Annotated in this window: 16 protein-coding genes, 1 tRNA gene and 1 pseudogene; 14 read left to right on the top strand and 4 right to left on the bottom strand. The window is 45.4% G+C overall.

What is annotated here, in order from left to right:
- Positions 1-23 precede the first annotated feature (23 nt).
- Genes BN1360_RS11050 through BN1360_RS11060 form a run of 3 tightly spaced genes read left to right on the top strand, consistent with a single transcriptional unit; the run spans position 24 to position 3,621 of the window.
- Positions 24-1,031, top strand: coding sequence for a FecCD family ABC transporter permease (locus BN1360_RS11050; RefSeq protein WP_068779906.1), 1,008 nt, complete (start codon positions 24-26; stop codon positions 1,029-1,031).
- A 1-nt stretch (position 1,032) separates the two neighbouring features.
- Positions 1,033-2,043 (top strand): FecCD family ABC transporter permease, encoded by a 1,011-nt coding sequence (locus tag BN1360_RS11055; RefSeq protein WP_372775667.1) that lies wholly within the window; start codon positions 1,033-1,035, stop codon positions 2,041-2,043.
- 21 nt (positions 2,044-2,064) lie between these two features.
- Positions 2,065-3,621 (top strand): alpha/beta hydrolase, encoded by a 1,557-nt coding sequence (locus BN1360_RS11060; protein ID WP_068779908.1) that lies wholly within the window; start codon positions 2,065-2,067, stop codon positions 3,619-3,621.
- A 79-nt stretch (positions 3,622-3,700) separates the two neighbouring features.
- Here BN1360_RS11060 and BN1360_RS11065 read toward each other — a convergent pair whose 3' ends face one another.
- Entirely contained in the window at positions 3,701-4,318 is a 618-nt protein-coding gene (locus BN1360_RS11065; RefSeq protein ID WP_068779909.1) for a PAS domain-containing protein, read from the bottom strand.
- Between the two features lie 267 nt (positions 4,319-4,585).
- Between BN1360_RS11065 and BN1360_RS11070 the strand changes: the two genes are divergently transcribed.
- From BN1360_RS11070 to BN1360_RS11095, 6 genes and pseudogenes are all read left to right on the top strand, one after another.
- The gene (locus tag BN1360_RS11070) at positions 4,586-4,936 is read left to right on the top strand and encodes a helix-turn-helix domain-containing protein (RefSeq protein ID WP_068779910.1); all 351 of its coding nucleotides are present in this window, start codon (positions 4,586-4,588) and stop codon (positions 4,934-4,936) included.
- 156 nt (positions 4,937-5,092) lie between these two features.
- A tRNA-Leu gene (locus BN1360_RS11075) sits at positions 5,093-5,175 on the top strand.
- Positions 5,176-5,475: 300 nt separating this feature from the next.
- Positions 5,476-5,754, top strand: coding sequence for a hypothetical protein (locus BN1360_RS11080; protein WP_068779911.1), 279 nt, complete (start codon positions 5,476-5,478; stop codon positions 5,752-5,754).
- A 154-nt stretch (positions 5,755-5,908) separates the two neighbouring features.
- Complete coding sequence (locus BN1360_RS11085) at positions 5,909-6,331, top strand: thiol-disulfide oxidoreductase DCC family protein (RefSeq protein ID WP_068779912.1); 423 nt, start codon at positions 5,909-5,911, stop codon at positions 6,329-6,331.
- Positions 6,332-6,501: 170 nt separating this feature from the next.
- Positions 6,502-7,644: a P-loop NTPase family protein gene (locus BN1360_RS11090; RefSeq protein WP_068779913.1), complete on the top strand. Its 1,143-nt coding sequence runs from the start codon at positions 6,502-6,504 to the stop codon at positions 7,642-7,644.
- Positions 7,641-8,528, top strand: a pseudogene (locus BN1360_RS11095) (CpaF family protein); the annotation flags it as partial. The gene BN1360_RS11090 and the pseudogene BN1360_RS11095, both read left to right, overlap by 4 nt.
- 34 nt (positions 8,529-8,562) lie before the next feature.
- Here BN1360_RS11095 and BN1360_RS11100 read toward each other — a convergent pair.
- From BN1360_RS11100 to BN1360_RS11110, 3 genes are all read right to left on the bottom strand, one after another.
- The gene (locus BN1360_RS11100; protein ID WP_068779914.1) at positions 8,563-10,044 is read right to left on the bottom strand and encodes a recombinase family protein; all 1,482 of its coding nucleotides are present in this window, start codon (positions 10,042-10,044) and stop codon (positions 8,563-8,565) included.
- A gap of 15 nt (positions 10,045-10,059) precedes the next feature.
- Positions 10,060-10,539, bottom strand: a complete 480-nt coding sequence (locus tag BN1360_RS11105) for an ImmA/IrrE family metallo-endopeptidase (protein ID WP_009226487.1) — start codon at positions 10,537-10,539, stop codon at positions 10,060-10,062.
- Between the two features lie 113 nt (positions 10,540-10,652).
- A complete protein-coding gene (locus BN1360_RS11110; protein ID WP_009226488.1) occupies positions 10,653-11,084 on the bottom strand; it encodes a helix-turn-helix domain-containing protein in 432 nt (143 codons plus the stop codon).
- Between the two features lie 161 nt (positions 11,085-11,245).
- On the opposite strand from BN1360_RS11110, the gene BN1360_RS11115 reads away from it, so the two are divergent.
- The 5 genes from BN1360_RS11115 (at position 11,246) to BN1360_RS11135 (ending at position 15,395) form a co-directional block, all read left to right on the top strand.
- Positions 11,246-11,440, top strand: coding sequence for a helix-turn-helix transcriptional regulator (locus tag BN1360_RS11115; protein ID WP_009226489.1), 195 nt, complete (start codon positions 11,246-11,248; stop codon positions 11,438-11,440).
- A 66-nt stretch (positions 11,441-11,506) separates the two neighbouring features.
- Positions 11,507-11,647: a hypothetical protein gene (locus tag BN1360_RS11120; protein WP_156124767.1), complete on the top strand. Its 141-nt coding sequence runs from the start codon at positions 11,507-11,509 to the stop codon at positions 11,645-11,647.
- Positions 11,648-11,675: 28 nt separating this feature from the next.
- On the top strand, positions 11,676-12,509 hold the full coding sequence (locus BN1360_RS11125) for a transcription termination/antitermination NusG family protein (protein WP_068779915.1): 834 nt from the start codon (positions 11,676-11,678) through the stop codon (positions 12,507-12,509).
- Positions 12,509-14,740, top strand: a complete 2,232-nt coding sequence (recD2, locus tag BN1360_RS11130) for an SF1B family DNA helicase RecD2 (protein ID WP_068779916.1) — start codon at positions 12,509-12,511, stop codon at positions 14,738-14,740. The genes BN1360_RS11125 and recD2 overlap by 1 nt, the downstream gene beginning before the upstream one ends.
- A complete protein-coding gene (locus tag BN1360_RS11135; protein ID WP_068779917.1) occupies positions 14,733-15,395 on the top strand; it encodes a hypothetical protein in 663 nt (220 codons plus the stop codon). The genes recD2 and BN1360_RS11135 overlap by 8 nt, the downstream gene beginning before the upstream one ends.
- The last annotated feature ends 127 nt before the right edge of the window (positions 15,396-15,522 follow it).

The following is a 15,522-nucleotide window of genomic DNA, read 5'->3' on the forward strand; positions in this document are numbered from 1 at the left end:
GCTCAATATAAGGCGTGTTGACGATGCGGTTAAAACGAACGCTGCCGGTGGTCATTCTTGGAATGGCCCCGGCAGCCATTGTATTATTGATCCTTGCTTCAATTTTATATGGGGCCAAGAGCATTACGGCAGCGGAGGTATGGAACGCGATAGTTGCTTTTGATCCGGACAATGTCGATCATCAGATCATTATAAGCTCCCGTCTTCCACGTGTCGTCGGATCGATCCTGATTGGAACATTCCTCGCAGTCTCAGGAGCTCTTATGCAGGGTATGACCCGGAATTACCTCGCATCGCCCTCGATCATGGGGGTGTCGGATGGCTCCGTATTTGCGGTTACGTTGTGCATGGTATTTTTACCGAATGCCGGCCCCAACTTATATATCACCAGCTCGCTGATTGGCTCCGCCTTGGGAACAGCTATCGTTTTTGGGTTAGCCTGGCTTATTCCTAACGGACTTAGCCCGGTCAAACTGGCCATTCTCGGTTCGATAATCGGGACTTTTCTTAGCGGAACGGCTCATGCGATGTCGACTTACTTCCAGGTCTCGCAAAATATCAGCTTCTGGTATAATGCCAGATTGCATCAATTGGACCCGGAGCTAATCCGACTTAGCATCCCGTTCGCATTGGTAGGTTTGACCTTGGCGCTGCTAATCTCCAGGTATATCTCGGCCCTCTCTCTGGGGGAAGAGGTCGCCCAGGGCTTGGGTATCCGCACTTGGGTCATCAAGGCCTTGGCTATTCTTGCGACGGTGCTGTTAACCGGCGTCTCCGTTGCTCTGGCCGGGAAAATCGCCTTCGTGGGCTTGATTATTCCTCATATTGCGCGTTACCTCTCGGGCGTTGATTATCGCTGGATTATTCCGGTTTCCGGAGTGCTTGGCGGTGTTTTCCTGGCAGCTTGTGATATTGTAGCCCGTTTCATTAACTATCCGTTTGAAACTCCGGTGGGAGTAGTCACTTCTTTGATTGGTGTGCCATTCTTCCTGTATCTGATCAAGACCAAGGGAGGTGCTCACCGTGAGTAATATAACGCAGCGAAGATTCTGGACAGTATTAACTGTCGGTATTCTAATTGCGATTGCGGCTGCTTATCTCAGCTTAACTAACGGCACATTTGACATGTCGGTGCTGGATGTGATCAAGACCCTGCTAGGGTTAAACGCTCAACCAGAACATAACCTTGTGGTGTTCGAGTTCAGGCTGCCGCGAATTGTATTGGGAGCGCTCGTGGGGTTTGCTTTGGGCACTGCTGGATCGATCATTCAAGGGGTGACCAGAAACGGACTTGCCGATCCGGGGATATTAGGGATTAATGCCGGAGCCGGCTTGGCTGTCGTATTGTTTATGTTTCTGTTCCAGGGAGTTATTACGGTGACAGGCTGGCTTGGAGTTATGCTGATGCCGATGTTTGGCATTGCAGGCGGCTTGCTGGCTACCGCGGCGATATATATGTTCGCTAAGGAGAAGGGCCGACTCGATCCGCAACGGCTGATTCTGGTCGGTATCGCCGTTGCGTCCGGTTTCGGGGCACTCACGATGTATATATCCCTGAAAATGAATCCGAATGATTACGAGATGGCCGTCGTATGGCTGGCCGGGAGCCTTCATAATGCCAATTGGAAATTCGTCGTCACCATGCTGCCCTGGCTGCTAATTTTGCCGATAATCTGTCTTCGGTCTTATAAGCTTGACCTGTTTCAGCTTAGCGAGGATAGTCAGAAAAGCGTGGGACTGCACGTTGAGCGGGAGAAAAATATCTTTCTGCTCTGCAGCATCGGACTGGTCAGTGCAAGTGTTGCTGTATCGGGCAGCATCGCATTTATCGGCTTGATTGCGCCCCACCTGGCCCGGCAGCTTGTAGGCCTGCGACATACGCGTATTATCCCGGTCAGCGGGTTGGTGGGCATGATTATGGTGCTGATCGGTGATTTTATCGGCAAGACTGTATTTGCTCCGGCAGAGCTCTCGGTTGGGATTGTCGTGTCTATCATCGGCGTGCCGTATTTTGTTTATTTATTGCTTCGAACCAGGGGATAGGGAAAGACATAGGAGGAGAGTATGGAACGATATCAGCAGCTTAATGTTGGAGACTGGAAGCTGGTCCTCCATCTGCCGCCGTCCTATGCGACAACAGCGCACTGCTATCCGGCGGTGTATGTCCAGGATGGAGGCGAGTTATTCAGCGGTTGCCTGAACTATTTGGACCACCTGTATTTATCCGGCCAGTTGGCTGAGGTGATTCTGATCGGCATAGAGCCGCATTCGCGCAATGACGAATATACGCCGTGGCCTGCGGCCGCGCTGGTAGAACGCTTCTCGCCATTCGCCGGCCGGGGGCAGGATTATGTAAATGAGGTTGCAGATGTAATCAAGCCCTATATCGATAGTCATTACCGCACAAAAAGGCAGGCGGAGGAGACGGCGATCATCGGCGGCTCGCTAGGCGGACTGATTTCGCTCTTCGCAGGCTGCTGGCGGCCGGACATTTTTGGACGGCTCGGTCTGCTATCGGCGTCCTTCTGGTATGAAGGCGTGCTCGATTTCATCCGGGAGCATAAAGGCTTTGAAGCGCATCAGCGCGTGTATATGTCGGTTGGAGATAAGGAAGGGATCTATAAAGAGACACGACAGCGTCATATGGTTGAGCATACCAAGGAGGCCTATCGGCTGTGGCATGATAAAGGAATGGGCGCAACTCAGCTGAAGCTGGAGGTGGAGCCGGAAGGCACGCATGACGATCTGTTCATGATGAGGCAATTTCCGGAGAGCCTGAAATGGCTCTTCGGTAATTACGAAGGGGATTCTCGATCCAAGCAAACGCTTGAGGGAAAGGTGCAAATACCGGGTACAAAGGTATGGAGCTTTCATTCCGGGGCCGCTGGCCGCGATTATCGCCTCTTTATCGCCGAACCGATGGGTCCACCGCCTGCCGGAGGTTATCCTGTGCTATATACGCTGGATGCCAATGCCACCTTTGGCTCATTGGCGGAAGCGGCCAGATTGCAGACCAGGGGGCCGCACGGAATGGATCCCTTTGTGATCGTAGGTATAGGTTATCACTCCAATGATCCAATCGTAACTCAGAAACGTTTCTATGATTACACGGTCTTTGCTGATAGCCGCGAGTTGCCGGCCAGGCCTGATGGATCTGACTGGCCGCTTACGGGCGGGGCGGAGGGGTTCCTCGATTTTATCGAATATGAGCTTAAACCGCTAATTGAGAAGGAATTTCCGATTGATCATTCCAGGCAGTCCCTATTTGGCCATTCACTTGGTGGATTCCTGACTTTATACACGTTATTTACGCGTCCAGGCTTATTCCGCCGTTATTTTGCAGCCAGTCCATCGATTTGGTGGAAGAATCATACCCTGCTTCAGTTATGGGAGGATCATAGGGAGCATATGACCCTTCATGAGGCGGAGATTGAGCTGCATTTGAGTGTTGGCAGTCAGGAGAAGCCCAATATGGTTAGTGATGCTAATAAGCTGTACCAGCTCTTAACGACAGATGAATATGCTCCAAAGTTCGTCTCGATGACCGAAGTTCCTGGTGAGGGCCATGTATCATTGTTGCCTTCCCTATTCAGCTCGATGCTGCGCCGTGTGACAAGCTAAAATGAAGAAAAAGCGCTTCATGCTATTGCATGGGGCGCTTTTTTGATGCTGTCAGTGACAGCCCTTTCATTTATCGAGATCAAGAACACGAGGATTTGTCCAGCAGAGAGGAGTATTCAGGGTACAGACGACGAATACATTCCGGGCAGATGTCGTGAGTGAATTCGACTTTTGTATGCTTCTCCAGGAAGCTTTCGATGGAGTTCCAGATATCATGCTCATCGCGAATTTTCTTGCATACCGCACATATAGGGAGCAGACCGTGCAGTGTATAGATTTGAGCCAGTGTCTCTAAATGATTTTGCTCAAGCAGCTTGTTCTGTGTAATATCCGTAAGGCAGACAAGCGCCCCTTTGACAGTTTTTCCGTCAGGCGAGTAAATCGTCGAAGCTTCCAATGTGAAGCATCTCGTCTCAAGCCTGGATGAGGACTTGAATTCCTTGCAGAAGAAGGGCTCTCGGCCCTCCAGCACCGCGTCAAGCTCATTGGGAGGGTATCCGTCATCGACAGCGAGAGCGTTGTAAATCTGAACGAAATTAACCCCGACCCATTCGAAGGATTCAGGAACGCCTTTTTCGAGCGAATGCAGACGCCAGGAACGATTGACGGATACGATAAAGCCCCGCGGATCGATAATTGCAATATTTTGTCTCAGCAAATCAATAATTTCTATAAAGTGGATGCCTGAGTTATGCAAAATTAAGTCGCTCCCTCTATTTGAGATGGGACTGCTTCTGTTGAACTTTAGAAGGGTATTGGTTTGCTTAAGATAGCTGGAGGGATAACTATCCGTTGGTGTCTGTTCATGAGGAGTCCATAGTAAAAGGCATAGAAATAATGGTACAATTACCATTATGCTATAATTGCCGTTGCATAAAGAAAAGTATATACGTTTTTACGTTATATCGCAAGAACAAAATTACGGAAATACGTCTTAAGACGAATATTTGGAAGGCGGTTGTATATGCAATCCATTTACGATCGAATTGAATTATTAATTAAAATGAGGGGAATGACCAAGAAATCGTTCTGTGAGGAGCTGGGCATTAGTACGGGAAATCTGGGAGATTGGAAAAGAGGGAAATCGACACCGAGCACCAATAAGCTGATTGAGGTTGCTGGGTTTTTCGATGTTAGCCTGGATTGGCTCATATTGGGCAAGGAACCCAACCAACTGTACTTCAAGGAAGATGAGGAGACATATATATGGGATGAGCTAGGCAACGATCTTGTGCTGTCTGACAAAGAAAAGGAGTTTATTAAGGAGTACATTGATTTTACACGTTACCGAAGAAGCCAATCCTGTGATCAATAAACGTATTTAGCTTTTCTGATGCGCCGTGCAAGATCATGCAGGCCTGTAAATCCTTTTGGATGAACGGGCTTGCGATATAAGCCTTTAATTAAATTTATGTTTACTTTTCTGGAACTCCGGTGTATAATAAAAGAGTTGCTGAAAAAGTTATAATATGCGGTAGTGGTGGAATGGCAGACACGCTATCTTGAGGGGGTAGTGGGCGTACGCCCGTGGAGGTTCGAGTCCTCTCTACCGCATTACGAACAACGATAAAAAGATCCTTACTTCTGGTAAGGATCTTTTTTATTTTTTTGGACAGTATAATACAATGTGATATTCTGTTTTTTGCTTATGTAAACGCTTGAATTTATTATTTTTTTGAATTCTGCCGATTTACAGGGGCTTAATACTGGATTCAAGTTGACATGTAATAAAAAATTATTTAATATGTCTTAGTACTAAAAGTGAGAGTTCCAAAAGTCAAGCTTTATTTGAAAGATGATTTTTTGAACTTCCGCTTGAAAAAGCTTTCTATTTTAATAAAACGGGTGATGAAGATGTCTTACAGACCAAGTATTCAGAACGTGTCCATAGCCGGAAGCAACGAAAAGGAAGGATTGTACGAATTTGCCGTTAAATTGGCCGATGGAACGCAGTGCAGAGTATTTTATCACCGTTTTCCAGAATGGCGCCTCGCTAATATCAATCGATTGCAGAAGACGCCATGTCCGGTATGCCGTAAAGACTACATTTGCAATTGTATGGAGAGCTTTAAGGAAGATTTCAACAGTCAGCTTGTAGAGAACCAATGGATCGAGAAGCTGCTGGCAGAGTAAAAGTAAGCCCTGGCGAAATAAAAGAGTACGGAGGGGATCGACTCCTTCGTATTCTTTTTTTTGTTATATAAAGTTCGAGACCGGACCGCTTACCCGCACTTTTGAACCTGTATGGTAAGACGGATATAATGGAATTAGCAGGGAGGTTTTGCGGATGTCAGATAGGGGTATAGATCAGACTGCAGTTGTATTGTTTGATGGGGTGTGTCTGTTGTGTCAGGGTGCCGTAAAATGGATTATCAGATATGACCCCGGTGCCTATTTCAGGTTCGCATCGCTGCAATCCGATGTTGGCAGGGAGTTACTACAACAGTATGAAGGAGCTGCGGACGGGTCGATGAATACGATGTTTCTGCTGGAGCAGGGCAAGTTATACTCTCGTTCAACCGCTGCACTTAGAATCACCCAAAGGCTTAAGTTTCCCTGGCCAATATTATATGCATTCATCATCGTTCCGCGGGGATTGCGCGATGCGGCTTACCGATGGGTTGCGAATAACAGGTATCGCTGGTTCGGCCAATCTGATGCGTGCATGCTGCCTACTAAAGCTATCAAGGAACGGTTCATAGATTTGTAGAGGAAGTTGTTTCAATATATTTTTTGGGACTTGCCTGAGCAAATGATCTATGATATTCTGACTGTAAATATTAGGAACTCGTGAACGGGAGCACCGTCCAAATGAACCGATAATTCGGGATTTGGGCGGTGCTTTTTTGTGTTCCGAGAAAGAAGGAAGGTGGGGGTTTGATGCCCGTCAGATTGGTTCTGGCTGTACAGGAAGAGTTGTATATAGAGCCGTTTATGCAGTACGTCCACTCCAGCGAATTCGACCGGCGTATCATCATAACGGGTTTCAGCCGGCAGGATGCCTTTGAGCTGTATATGAAAGACTCCGGGGAAATGGTGGATATCGTGCTAGCTGAGCCGACATTTCTTGAAGCGTGGCAGGGAGCGAAGCCGGGGCGACTGATCGTGGTCTCTCTATGTGAGAGGGGGGAAGCAGCTTCAGGTTTGAGTCTGGATAAATATCAGCCTTTGCATCCGTTGCTGTTCTCGCTCCTGAATATGGTTCGAGGGGACAAGGGAAAACAGGCGGCTAAGGAAGCTGGCACGGTCGTGATCGGTTTGCATTCGATGGTCGGCGGTCTGGGCAAGAGCACCGTATCCTGGAATATCGCGAAGCAGCTTGCTTCGGAAGGCGCTAAAGTATTTTATTTGAGTCTCGAAACCGTGAATAACAGACTGATCTTTGAAGGTCAGCTTGTTCATGAAGGTCAGCGGGGAGGTTTGGCCCGCCTGCTTTATGATTTGAAGTCGGCAGAAGAAGGACAGCAGGAGCTGAAGTTCCCTATATCGGCGTATGCTTGCAGGCATCCACTGCTTCAGGGGGATTTATTTGCACCGCTTGATAATTTGGATGAAATGCTCGAGTTGCAGCACAAGGAGACCATGGATCTGATCGAATTTATTGCAGCAAGCGGATTGTACGACGCCATGGTGATTGATACCGACACTTACCCGAATGAAAGAGCTGAGGCGGTGCTGGAACGGGCGGATAAGCTGGTTTGGCTTGTAACTGATGATGATAATGTCATGCGCAAGACGTCTCTCTGGTTCGATCATTTGGAGCGATCACGCCCGGATGTCCATGGTCATATTCTGAGCAAGTCTCTGTTTGCCTTTAATCAGTATACAGGAGAAGAGGTTACTTCCCTGCCGGGGAGCAACATCGTATTTGCAGCGATGCTCTCATACATCCCGGCTTGGAAGAATGGGATACGGCAATTTGCAGCGATGCATTCTCCACTCTATCAGCGCGATGTGCAGCAGCTATGCTGCAAGCTGTACGGCAATGCCGAGGTATTGAGGGGAGGAAATATACAGCGATGACGGAGGAAATGTTTCCCCAACTTCGGTCAGAGATTCGATCCGGACTTGATGTTACCTTGACGCTTCAGGACGGGCAACTGATGGAATATATCGAACGGCGAGTGCTTGAGGATCATCGGTTGACCCACCTTACTTCCTCGGAGAAGAGAAGGTGGGTAAGGAGGCTATATGATTCGTTTCGCGGCCTGGATGTGCTGCAGCCGCTGGTCGATGATCGCTCTGTATCGGAGATTATGATCAACAGTCATGAGGAGGTCTTTGTTGAGCAGAATGGCAAAGTTCGCAAGCTTGCGCTGCATTTTGAATCCCGGGAGAGGCTGGAGGATATTATCCAGACCATCGTATCCGGTGTCAATCGGGTTGTGAATGAATCGTCGCCGATCGTGGATGCGAGGCTGAAGGATGGTTCCCGGGTTAATATCGTGCTGCCTCCGATCGCTCTGAAGGGACCGACGATGACGATTCGCAAATTCCCTGAGCATCCGCTTACGATGGAGCAGTTGGTTGAGAAGGAATCGCTAAGCGAGGAAGCGGCCCGTTTTATGCAGACCTTGGTACGCAGTAAATACAATATTTTTATTAGCGGTGGAACAGGTTCCGGCAAGACGACCTTCCTGAATGCCCTGTCGAGATACATACCCGCGGATGAACGGGTTATTACGATTGAGGACTCGGCAGAGCTGCAGATTGTGACTTTGCCCAATCTAGTCTCTCTCGAGACTCGCAATGCGAACACCGAAGGCAAGGGCGAGATCTCGATCCGCGATCTGATTCGTTCCTCGCTGCGAATGCGGCCGGATCGGATTGTTGTCGGCGAGGTTCGGGGCAGGGAGGCGCTGGATATGCTGCAGGCGATGAATACCGGCCATGATGGAAGTCCATCGTGGGTATTGTGGTAGTGAATTAATCATGGAGTCTTTAGTTGAACGAAATCTCTTGGATGTAAGCATCAAAAAACTTGTTTTTCACACCTTTAATTTTTCGTAAGTCGGTGTTTACTACAATCTTATCAAAGACAGTATGAATAATTTCTTTTTTCTCTTGATCATCGAAATACGCCCAGCCTTCTGCTAATCCAACCAGTTCCTCAATTCGAGGTATGCCAGAAAAAGCCTTTTGTTCTTGTGCAATCCGTTGGCGAATCTCCTTCTCACGCTTATCCTCTTCAGCCATTCTCTTACGGATTTCCTGCTTCCCAATCAAGCCTTCAACAAACATGTACTGCCACTTTTCCCTACGTTCAGCTACCTTTGTAAGCTCGCGTTTGGCGCTGTCGATTGCACTTTTCTTTTTTCCTTCATCAGCAAATATTTTCATAGCCTCTTCATTAAGTTTTTCCATATCTTCTTGAATTTGATTAATGTACTGGAACACCAAATGTTCGATGTGTGTCTGGCGAAAGATAGGGAGATCACACGTCTTACTGTGATGACGGTTAGAGCAAATATAGTATTGAGTACGGACAATCCCTTTGGTTGTTGTTCTTTTTGTTGTCAATCGTCCAAACATAGCTGCTCCACAACGACCACAACGTAAAACGCCACTAAACCAGTATTCACCAACTTTGCTGAATCCGCCTTGAGATTTCCGTTTCATGTATTTCTTGAGTTCTTCATACTCCTCTTGAGTAAAAATAGGTTCATGTGATCCTTTACCATATACGCACTTTACCCTCTCATCTCGTTTGCTGTTAACGTATGTACCAGCAGGGGTCTTTGAACCAATCCTAATGATACCTGCGTAATATGGGTTCTCTAATGTGTAGGCAACGGTAGCATCAGTCCACTCTCGCCCTCTTCGAAGCTTACCCGAGCGATTCATAATCATAGCCACAGATTTATAACCTTTACCACTCATATACAAATCTCTGACTTCACGAATCAGTGCAGCCTCTTCAGGAATGAGTTGCTCGTCCTGCGTGTATCCATAGGGCACTACGCCACCTGGACGTCGCCCCTCCGCAACCATTTGCTCGACTCCGAAGCGTACACGCTCTGAGATCGTCCCACGCTCCCACTCAGCCATTGCACCGACAAGGGTGATAAAGAACCTCCCCATTGCTGTCGTCGTCTCAAAAATCTCTGTAGCGCTCTTAAACTTCACGCCATAAAGATCAAATGTTTTAAGTAGGGAGTGTAGGTCGCCTACGGAACGAGTAAGGCGGTCGAGTTTGTAAACGAGAACAACATCAAACAGTTTCTTCTCCATATCTTCCAACATACGCTGCATATCTGGGCGTTTTAAGTCTTTTGCTGAATAGCCATCATCAACGTAAAAGTCGTGTATGACCCAATCCTGTGATTCTGCAAAGCTGATTAAACGACTACGTTGCCCCTCAATGCTAAAACCTTCTTCTGCTTGCATGTCTGTTGATACACGAATATAGATAGCAACACGCATTTATACATCGCTTCCTTAAGCATTAATGTTTTGTGCATTCCAGGCTTCCCATCTATTTTTGGCTAAGTCGAGTGGAACGACAAATTCTTCAGCAATCCAGCGAATACCTTCATCAAGGTAATTGATGTGTGCAATATCGTCATGATTGATCATGTGAAGGGGTACAAGCAGATACTCTGCGAAATGTGCTGCTTGTATTTCGTGGCGCTGGATATGTAAGTTCGATATTTCTAAGTGGGAGGCTACATGTAGAACATGATGACACAACTCATGGGCTACGGTCTGTCGCCATTCAGGCAGAGATAACTGATCGTTGATATATAAACCGCTCCATCCTATTTTTGTGGGATGGGCGATACAATGACTGCGGATTGAAGTTGGAAAGACTTCGGCTTTACAAGCATAAGCGATGGCTTCGATGTCGATTTCGTGTGGGTAGTGGATATTGAGATAATTCAAGAGTTTATTCACTTGCTGCTCTAAGTTTAAGTTCATGAAACATCGTCCTTTTTCTTGGTGATTATGGTGTTCTAAGCTTTGAAAACACGTTTAAACGGAACGTATGTTCTGTTTAAACTGTAAAAGAAAAGCCCTAAAGGGCTATAGAATTATTTATCTTTCAAATCCCAAGCGGATTCGTCAGTGTCTTTTTCTGTAGGAGGTACTTTCTTTTTCTTTTTGATTTCTTCATGCCAGTAGCGAATAATTTCTTCCTTTTCTTCGTTTGAAGCCTCTAAAAAACCATCGAAAAAAATTTGTTCAAGAAGTGGTGGCTTTGGAGAATTAGTGATTGAATTCTTCAAGACTTGTCCGGAAATAATGGGTGAATCAACAGAACGTACATCTGATTTTCCTACGAGATAATCGATAGACACATTAAAGACGTTTGATATTTTTATGAGGGTGTCCATGTCAGGAGTTCTATTTCCATTTTCATAACCTGAAATGGAAACTTTAGTTAGGTTCAGTTTTGCACCTAGCTCTTCTTGTGTCCACTTATGCTCTTTTCTAAGTTGCTTTAAACGATAGGGAAAAGACAATTTAATCACTCCAGAACAAGTTCAATTAACTTAATAATAAGTTAACGAGCGGCTAACTTCAATGTAGTTAACTAAATAGAAATTATTCATTGACAATTCACTAAACGCTAACATATACTGGGTATAGTTCACTAATGGTTTATTCAAGGAGGTGCTGCATAGTGCTCTTGACTTTAAAGCAAATAAGAAAAAATAATAATAAAACTTGTCAGGAAGTCGCTGATGCTGTAGGGATAAGTAAGGTTTACTACTGGCAAATCGAGAACGGTAAAAGGAAACTTTACTATGATCTTGCAGTAAAAATAGCAGCATTTTTTAATATGTATCCTGATGATATTTTTTTACCTCAAAAGTAAACTAAATGAAAACATAATTTCAAAAAAGTATTCTTTATAGAAACTTTGTTGGAGGCGATTATTAGAATGCAAATCTCAAAACCATATAACCCTGGTTTATCTGAAAAAGCTTGGAATAAGCTGCACAAAATGCTGGCAGCTTTAAATATCAAATACGCTGCTGAGATTCAAGCTAGCCGAAAAGCAAAGCAAGAAAAAGCTATGTAGTGAGTAAAACGATGAAGGAGGTACTCTGATGGGAGCTGCATTTGCAATACAGGTTATGACTGGTAAAGAGAACAATGTTAAAAAGCTGATGGAGTGGGCGTTTGCTCGAAATGAATCCGCTCAAAATTGGATCAAGGCAGTACATACATTTACAACAACTACTCGACGATTGCTCGGTCAGGGAAAGCTTGGAAAAGAGATTAAACGTGCTATTATGCCCGGTTATATTTTTATTGAAATGAATTACTCAGTCGATGAAAATAATTGCTCGGCGCATTTACCTGCCGATGTGTGGCATCTCATCAAGAGTATCCCCGGAGTAATAATACAATTTACTGGCTCTGGACAAGTTATCGGAGCCGAAGAGTTTCAAAAGATGTTAGGGCTTGAGCCAGAGGAACAACAAGTTGAAGTTGCAGTGCCTATTCAAGAGCAAGAGGCACCTGGATCTACGGAAGAAAAGGTTCAAGTCGATGAAGTTGAGAAAAATATGAAGAATGCTCTGCATGAGGTCAATATGGCCAAGACTAAGGAAGAGCGCGTACAAGCACTAAAAGCTTTGGATGTTGCAATTTCAGCCATCCACAAACTCACAATGAGTGCGATACAACAGCTTGAAAAGGGGGCTGAAGAGCCGGTTGGAGTAGTGGCAAGGGAACTGAAAAGCATTCAGCAACATAAGAACCGAATGGCTGAAAGGGTACGAGCATTTGTAAGAAATAACAAAGAAATTGTGAGTTTTCCAAGAACCTTTTTGGACAAAATTATATACTCTGTTGATCTTCAAAGCAAATGGCTGCAATCACCGCGATCATTGATAACTTTATTGTTTAAATATCTTCGTGAGTCAGGTGTTAGCTGATGGAAGCACCATTACTAGAAACGAGCACAGGCCATGTGGTGTACTTCATCCATCCACGTAACGGTAGTTTGAGTGAGGAGGATACCTTTGGTGTAGCGCGTTGGCAGCCGGAAAACGGCGGTGAACCCTTTGCCATTAAAGGCAATCTTTACGGAGTAAACAAAGGGGAGCGGATTACTGTTCATGGTAAGTGGGAGACTCACCCCAAATATGGACTACAGTTTGCTGTAGATCACTGGGAGCGGCCTTTGCCTAAAACCAAGGACCAGATTATTTCCTTCCTCAGTTCTAAATTCGTCAAAGGGTGCGGAGTGAAAACTGCTGAATTGATCGTTCAAAAGCTCGGTGATCGAGCACTGGAACGAATTATGCATGAGGGTGCCGCTTGTCTAATGGGTATTAAGGGGATTGGCACGAAAAGTGCAGTGAAAATTGCAGATAGCATTAAAAGCAATTTTGAAATTCAGCAGATTATGATGACGCTGTTGCCCTACGGAATTTCTGCGGATACTGTAACGAAAATGTATAAGCAATGGGGGAACGAGTGCGTTGATATTGTGCGGCGCAACCCATATCGACTCACGGAGATTCATCTAATCGGGTTTCTTAAGGCTGATGAGATAGCTATGACAATAGGCATTAGTATGGACTCACCGTATCGCTTAAATGCAGCGTTACAGCATGTTCTTAACGAGACGTGCTATAAGGGTGGTCATTGCTTTGTCTTTGAACACGAACTAATTGATCGGACTAAAGAGCTTTTACGAGGCGTTTCAGAACAGGATATTGAAACAGAGCTTCAGTTAATGGCAGCTCACGAACAAGTAATATGGGAAGAAGATAAGATTTATCCGAAGCACCTGTATATCTATGAGAATAAACTTGCTCATAAGCTGGCTTGCATGGCAACCCGGAGTGGCGGAGCTATGCCTTCTATAGAAAATTCAATCAAACAGTATCAGATGAAGCATGGTATAGTTTTGGCTGATAAGCAACGTGAAGCCATTAGAGAAATGTTTCGTCAGCAGATTCTAATTGTTACAGGGAATCCAGGCACCGGCAAAACAACTGTGGTAAAGGCTATGATCGACATATATAAAAAGCACTATCCCGAAGCATCCATTGGGCTATGTGCGCCTACAGGCCGTGCAGCTCGTAAGCTTGGAGAACTGACGGGAATGAACTCTTCAACTATTCATATGATGCTTGGCTTCCGACCAGGAGCAGAACCAGAGTATGGGGATGATATGCCGTTGCCGTTTGACCTGATTTTCACGGATGAAGTGTCGATGAAGGACTTGCAATTGGCTTATCATCTATTTCAGGCAATCGGGCCAAATACAAAAGTGGTCCTTATAGGAGACAGCGATCAGCTTCCATCTGTGGGGCCGGGTAATGTTTTACACGACATGATCACAGCAGGAGTTCCGCATGTTCGTTTAACAGAGATATTCCGCCAGGCGCAAGAAAGCCAAATCATTATGAATGCTCATCGCATAAATAATGGAGAACAGATCGTCATTGATAAAAATAAAGACGATTTCTTTTTCATCGAGCAGCCTGAGCCTGAACGGATTGCTCATCTGGTTGTGCTCAGTGTACTGAGATTTTTGGACAAGGGGCATAAGTTAGAAGATATTCTAGTTCTCAGCCCAATGAAGAAAGGTGTAATTGGCACTGAGGAACTGAATAATGCACTCCAAGCGGCGGTGAATCCTCCGGCACTAGATAAAGCCGAGATAAAGACCGTTGGGCGTATATATCGTCAAGGAGATAAGGTTATTCAGATTCGTAATGACTATAAGAAAAAGATTTTAAATGGTGATATTGGCGTTGTCATAGGTACAGCCTTAGTGAAGGATGAAGAAGGCGAGTTGACGGATGAAATAGGGCTTGCCTGTGATTTTCACGGGAAAGTAGTGGTCTACAGTAAGCATGAATTAAAAGACTTGCTCTTGGCCTATGCCATTACCATACACAAGGCTCAAGGTGGACAAGCCCCTGTAGTTATTATGCCTGTCTCTACCAGCCATTACGTTATGTTGGCTCGAAATCTGATCTATACTGGCCTGACGAGAGCTGAGGGTGTCTGTGTCATGATTGGAACTCGTAAGGCACTTAGTGTGGCTATAAGCAACAACAAGATGGTGCAGCGTAATACAGCGCTAAGGGAGCGGATAGAGAGTAATATGCAGAGTATTCCTACAGGGCAGAGGAAGGTATATGGATAAGATTGGGGCGTTAAAGCAGACACTTCAACAGGCAGAATTGAAGGCGAAAAGGCGAACTGAGATTGATCTAGGTAAGGTCAATGATGAAGAAGCCAAAGCCAATGAACAAGGCTTCATGATTGTACGCAAAAGGCAGAGAGCAGTAAATCAAACAAGGTTCTCTCAAACCATTGATGAAAATATAGCCTATTTATGTCAGACTCAATATTTAACTAGTGCTGAGTTTAGCTTCATCTTTACACTGGCTCCAATGCTTAAAATGAACGTTAATGCTATTGTCGATCCTACATCGGGGCAATATTGTTCAGTGTCGGAGATTGCAACGTATCTGAAGCGAAGTCGGCAAAAAACGAGTGAGATGATTTCAGATTTAATTAAAAAGGGGATTATGTTTGAGTTTACCAATGTTCATGAACTTAAAATTCACGGTCGCCATGTCACAAGGCGGCCATTTTTCTTGAATCCAGAGATTATATGCTGTGGAGACAAAAATAAACTTCAAAGCGGGATTGTCCAGTTGATGATTCATTACAATGTTTTGGAAAAGGCTGGAGTGAAATTGCCGATCAAAGCCGTTGTTGATCCGCATGGACAATATGGGAAGTTGGTTAAGAGGAAAAAATTTTTGGAAATGCAAAAAGGTAAGGAGATCTAATAATTATCATTCAAAAAGCAGGCTTTTTGTGAGTAGGGGGTGTCACCAAAAGGAGACACATGTGTCACGAAAAGGTGACACCCCAAAATGCTGAAAAATCCTTGTGTATCAAGGGTTTCCTGACTTC

Source organism: Paenibacillus sp. GM2, from assembly GCF_900069005.2.
In the GTDB taxonomy this organism is placed as follows: Bacteria; Bacillota; Bacilli; order Paenibacillales; family Paenibacillaceae; genus Fontibacillus.

Excerpts from the sequence above, each read along its gene's own strand:
- BN1360_RS11050 (WP_068779906.1), top strand. The coding sequence starts at position 24 with ATGCGGTTAAAACGAACGCTGCCGGTGGTCATTCTTGGAATGGCCCCG.
- BN1360_RS11060 (WP_068779908.1), top strand. The coding sequence starts at position 2,065 with ATGGAACGATATCAGCAGCTTAATGTTGGAGACTGGAAGCTGGTCCTC.
- BN1360_RS11070 (WP_068779910.1), top strand. The coding sequence starts at position 4,586 with ATGCAATCCATTTACGATCGAATTGAATTATTAATTAAAATGAGGGGA.
- BN1360_RS11080 (WP_068779911.1), top strand. The coding sequence starts at position 5,476 with ATGTCTTACAGACCAAGTATTCAGAACGTGTCCATAGCCGGAAGCAAC.
- BN1360_RS11085 (WP_068779912.1), top strand. The coding sequence starts at position 5,909 with ATGTCAGATAGGGGTATAGATCAGACTGCAGTTGTATTGTTTGATGGG.
- BN1360_RS11090 (WP_068779913.1), top strand. The coding sequence starts at position 6,502 with ATGCCCGTCAGATTGGTTCTGGCTGTACAGGAAGAGTTGTATATAGAG.
- BN1360_RS11100 (WP_068779914.1), bottom strand. The coding sequence starts at position 10,044 with ATGCGTGTTGCTATCTATATTCGTGTATCAACAGACATGCAAGCAGAA.
- BN1360_RS11105 (WP_009226487.1), bottom strand. The coding sequence starts at position 10,539 with ATGAACTTAAACTTAGAGCAGCAAGTGAATAAACTCTTGAATTATCTC.
- BN1360_RS11120 (WP_156124767.1), top strand. The coding sequence starts at position 11,507 with ATGCAAATCTCAAAACCATATAACCCTGGTTTATCTGAAAAAGCTTGG.
- BN1360_RS11125 (WP_068779915.1), top strand. The coding sequence starts at position 11,676 with ATGGGAGCTGCATTTGCAATACAGGTTATGACTGGTAAAGAGAACAAT.
- recD2 (WP_068779916.1), top strand. The coding sequence starts at position 12,509 with ATGGAAGCACCATTACTAGAAACGAGCACAGGCCATGTGGTGTACTTC.
- BN1360_RS11135 (WP_068779917.1), top strand. The coding sequence starts at position 14,733 with ATGGATAAGATTGGGGCGTTAAAGCAGACACTTCAACAGGCAGAATTG.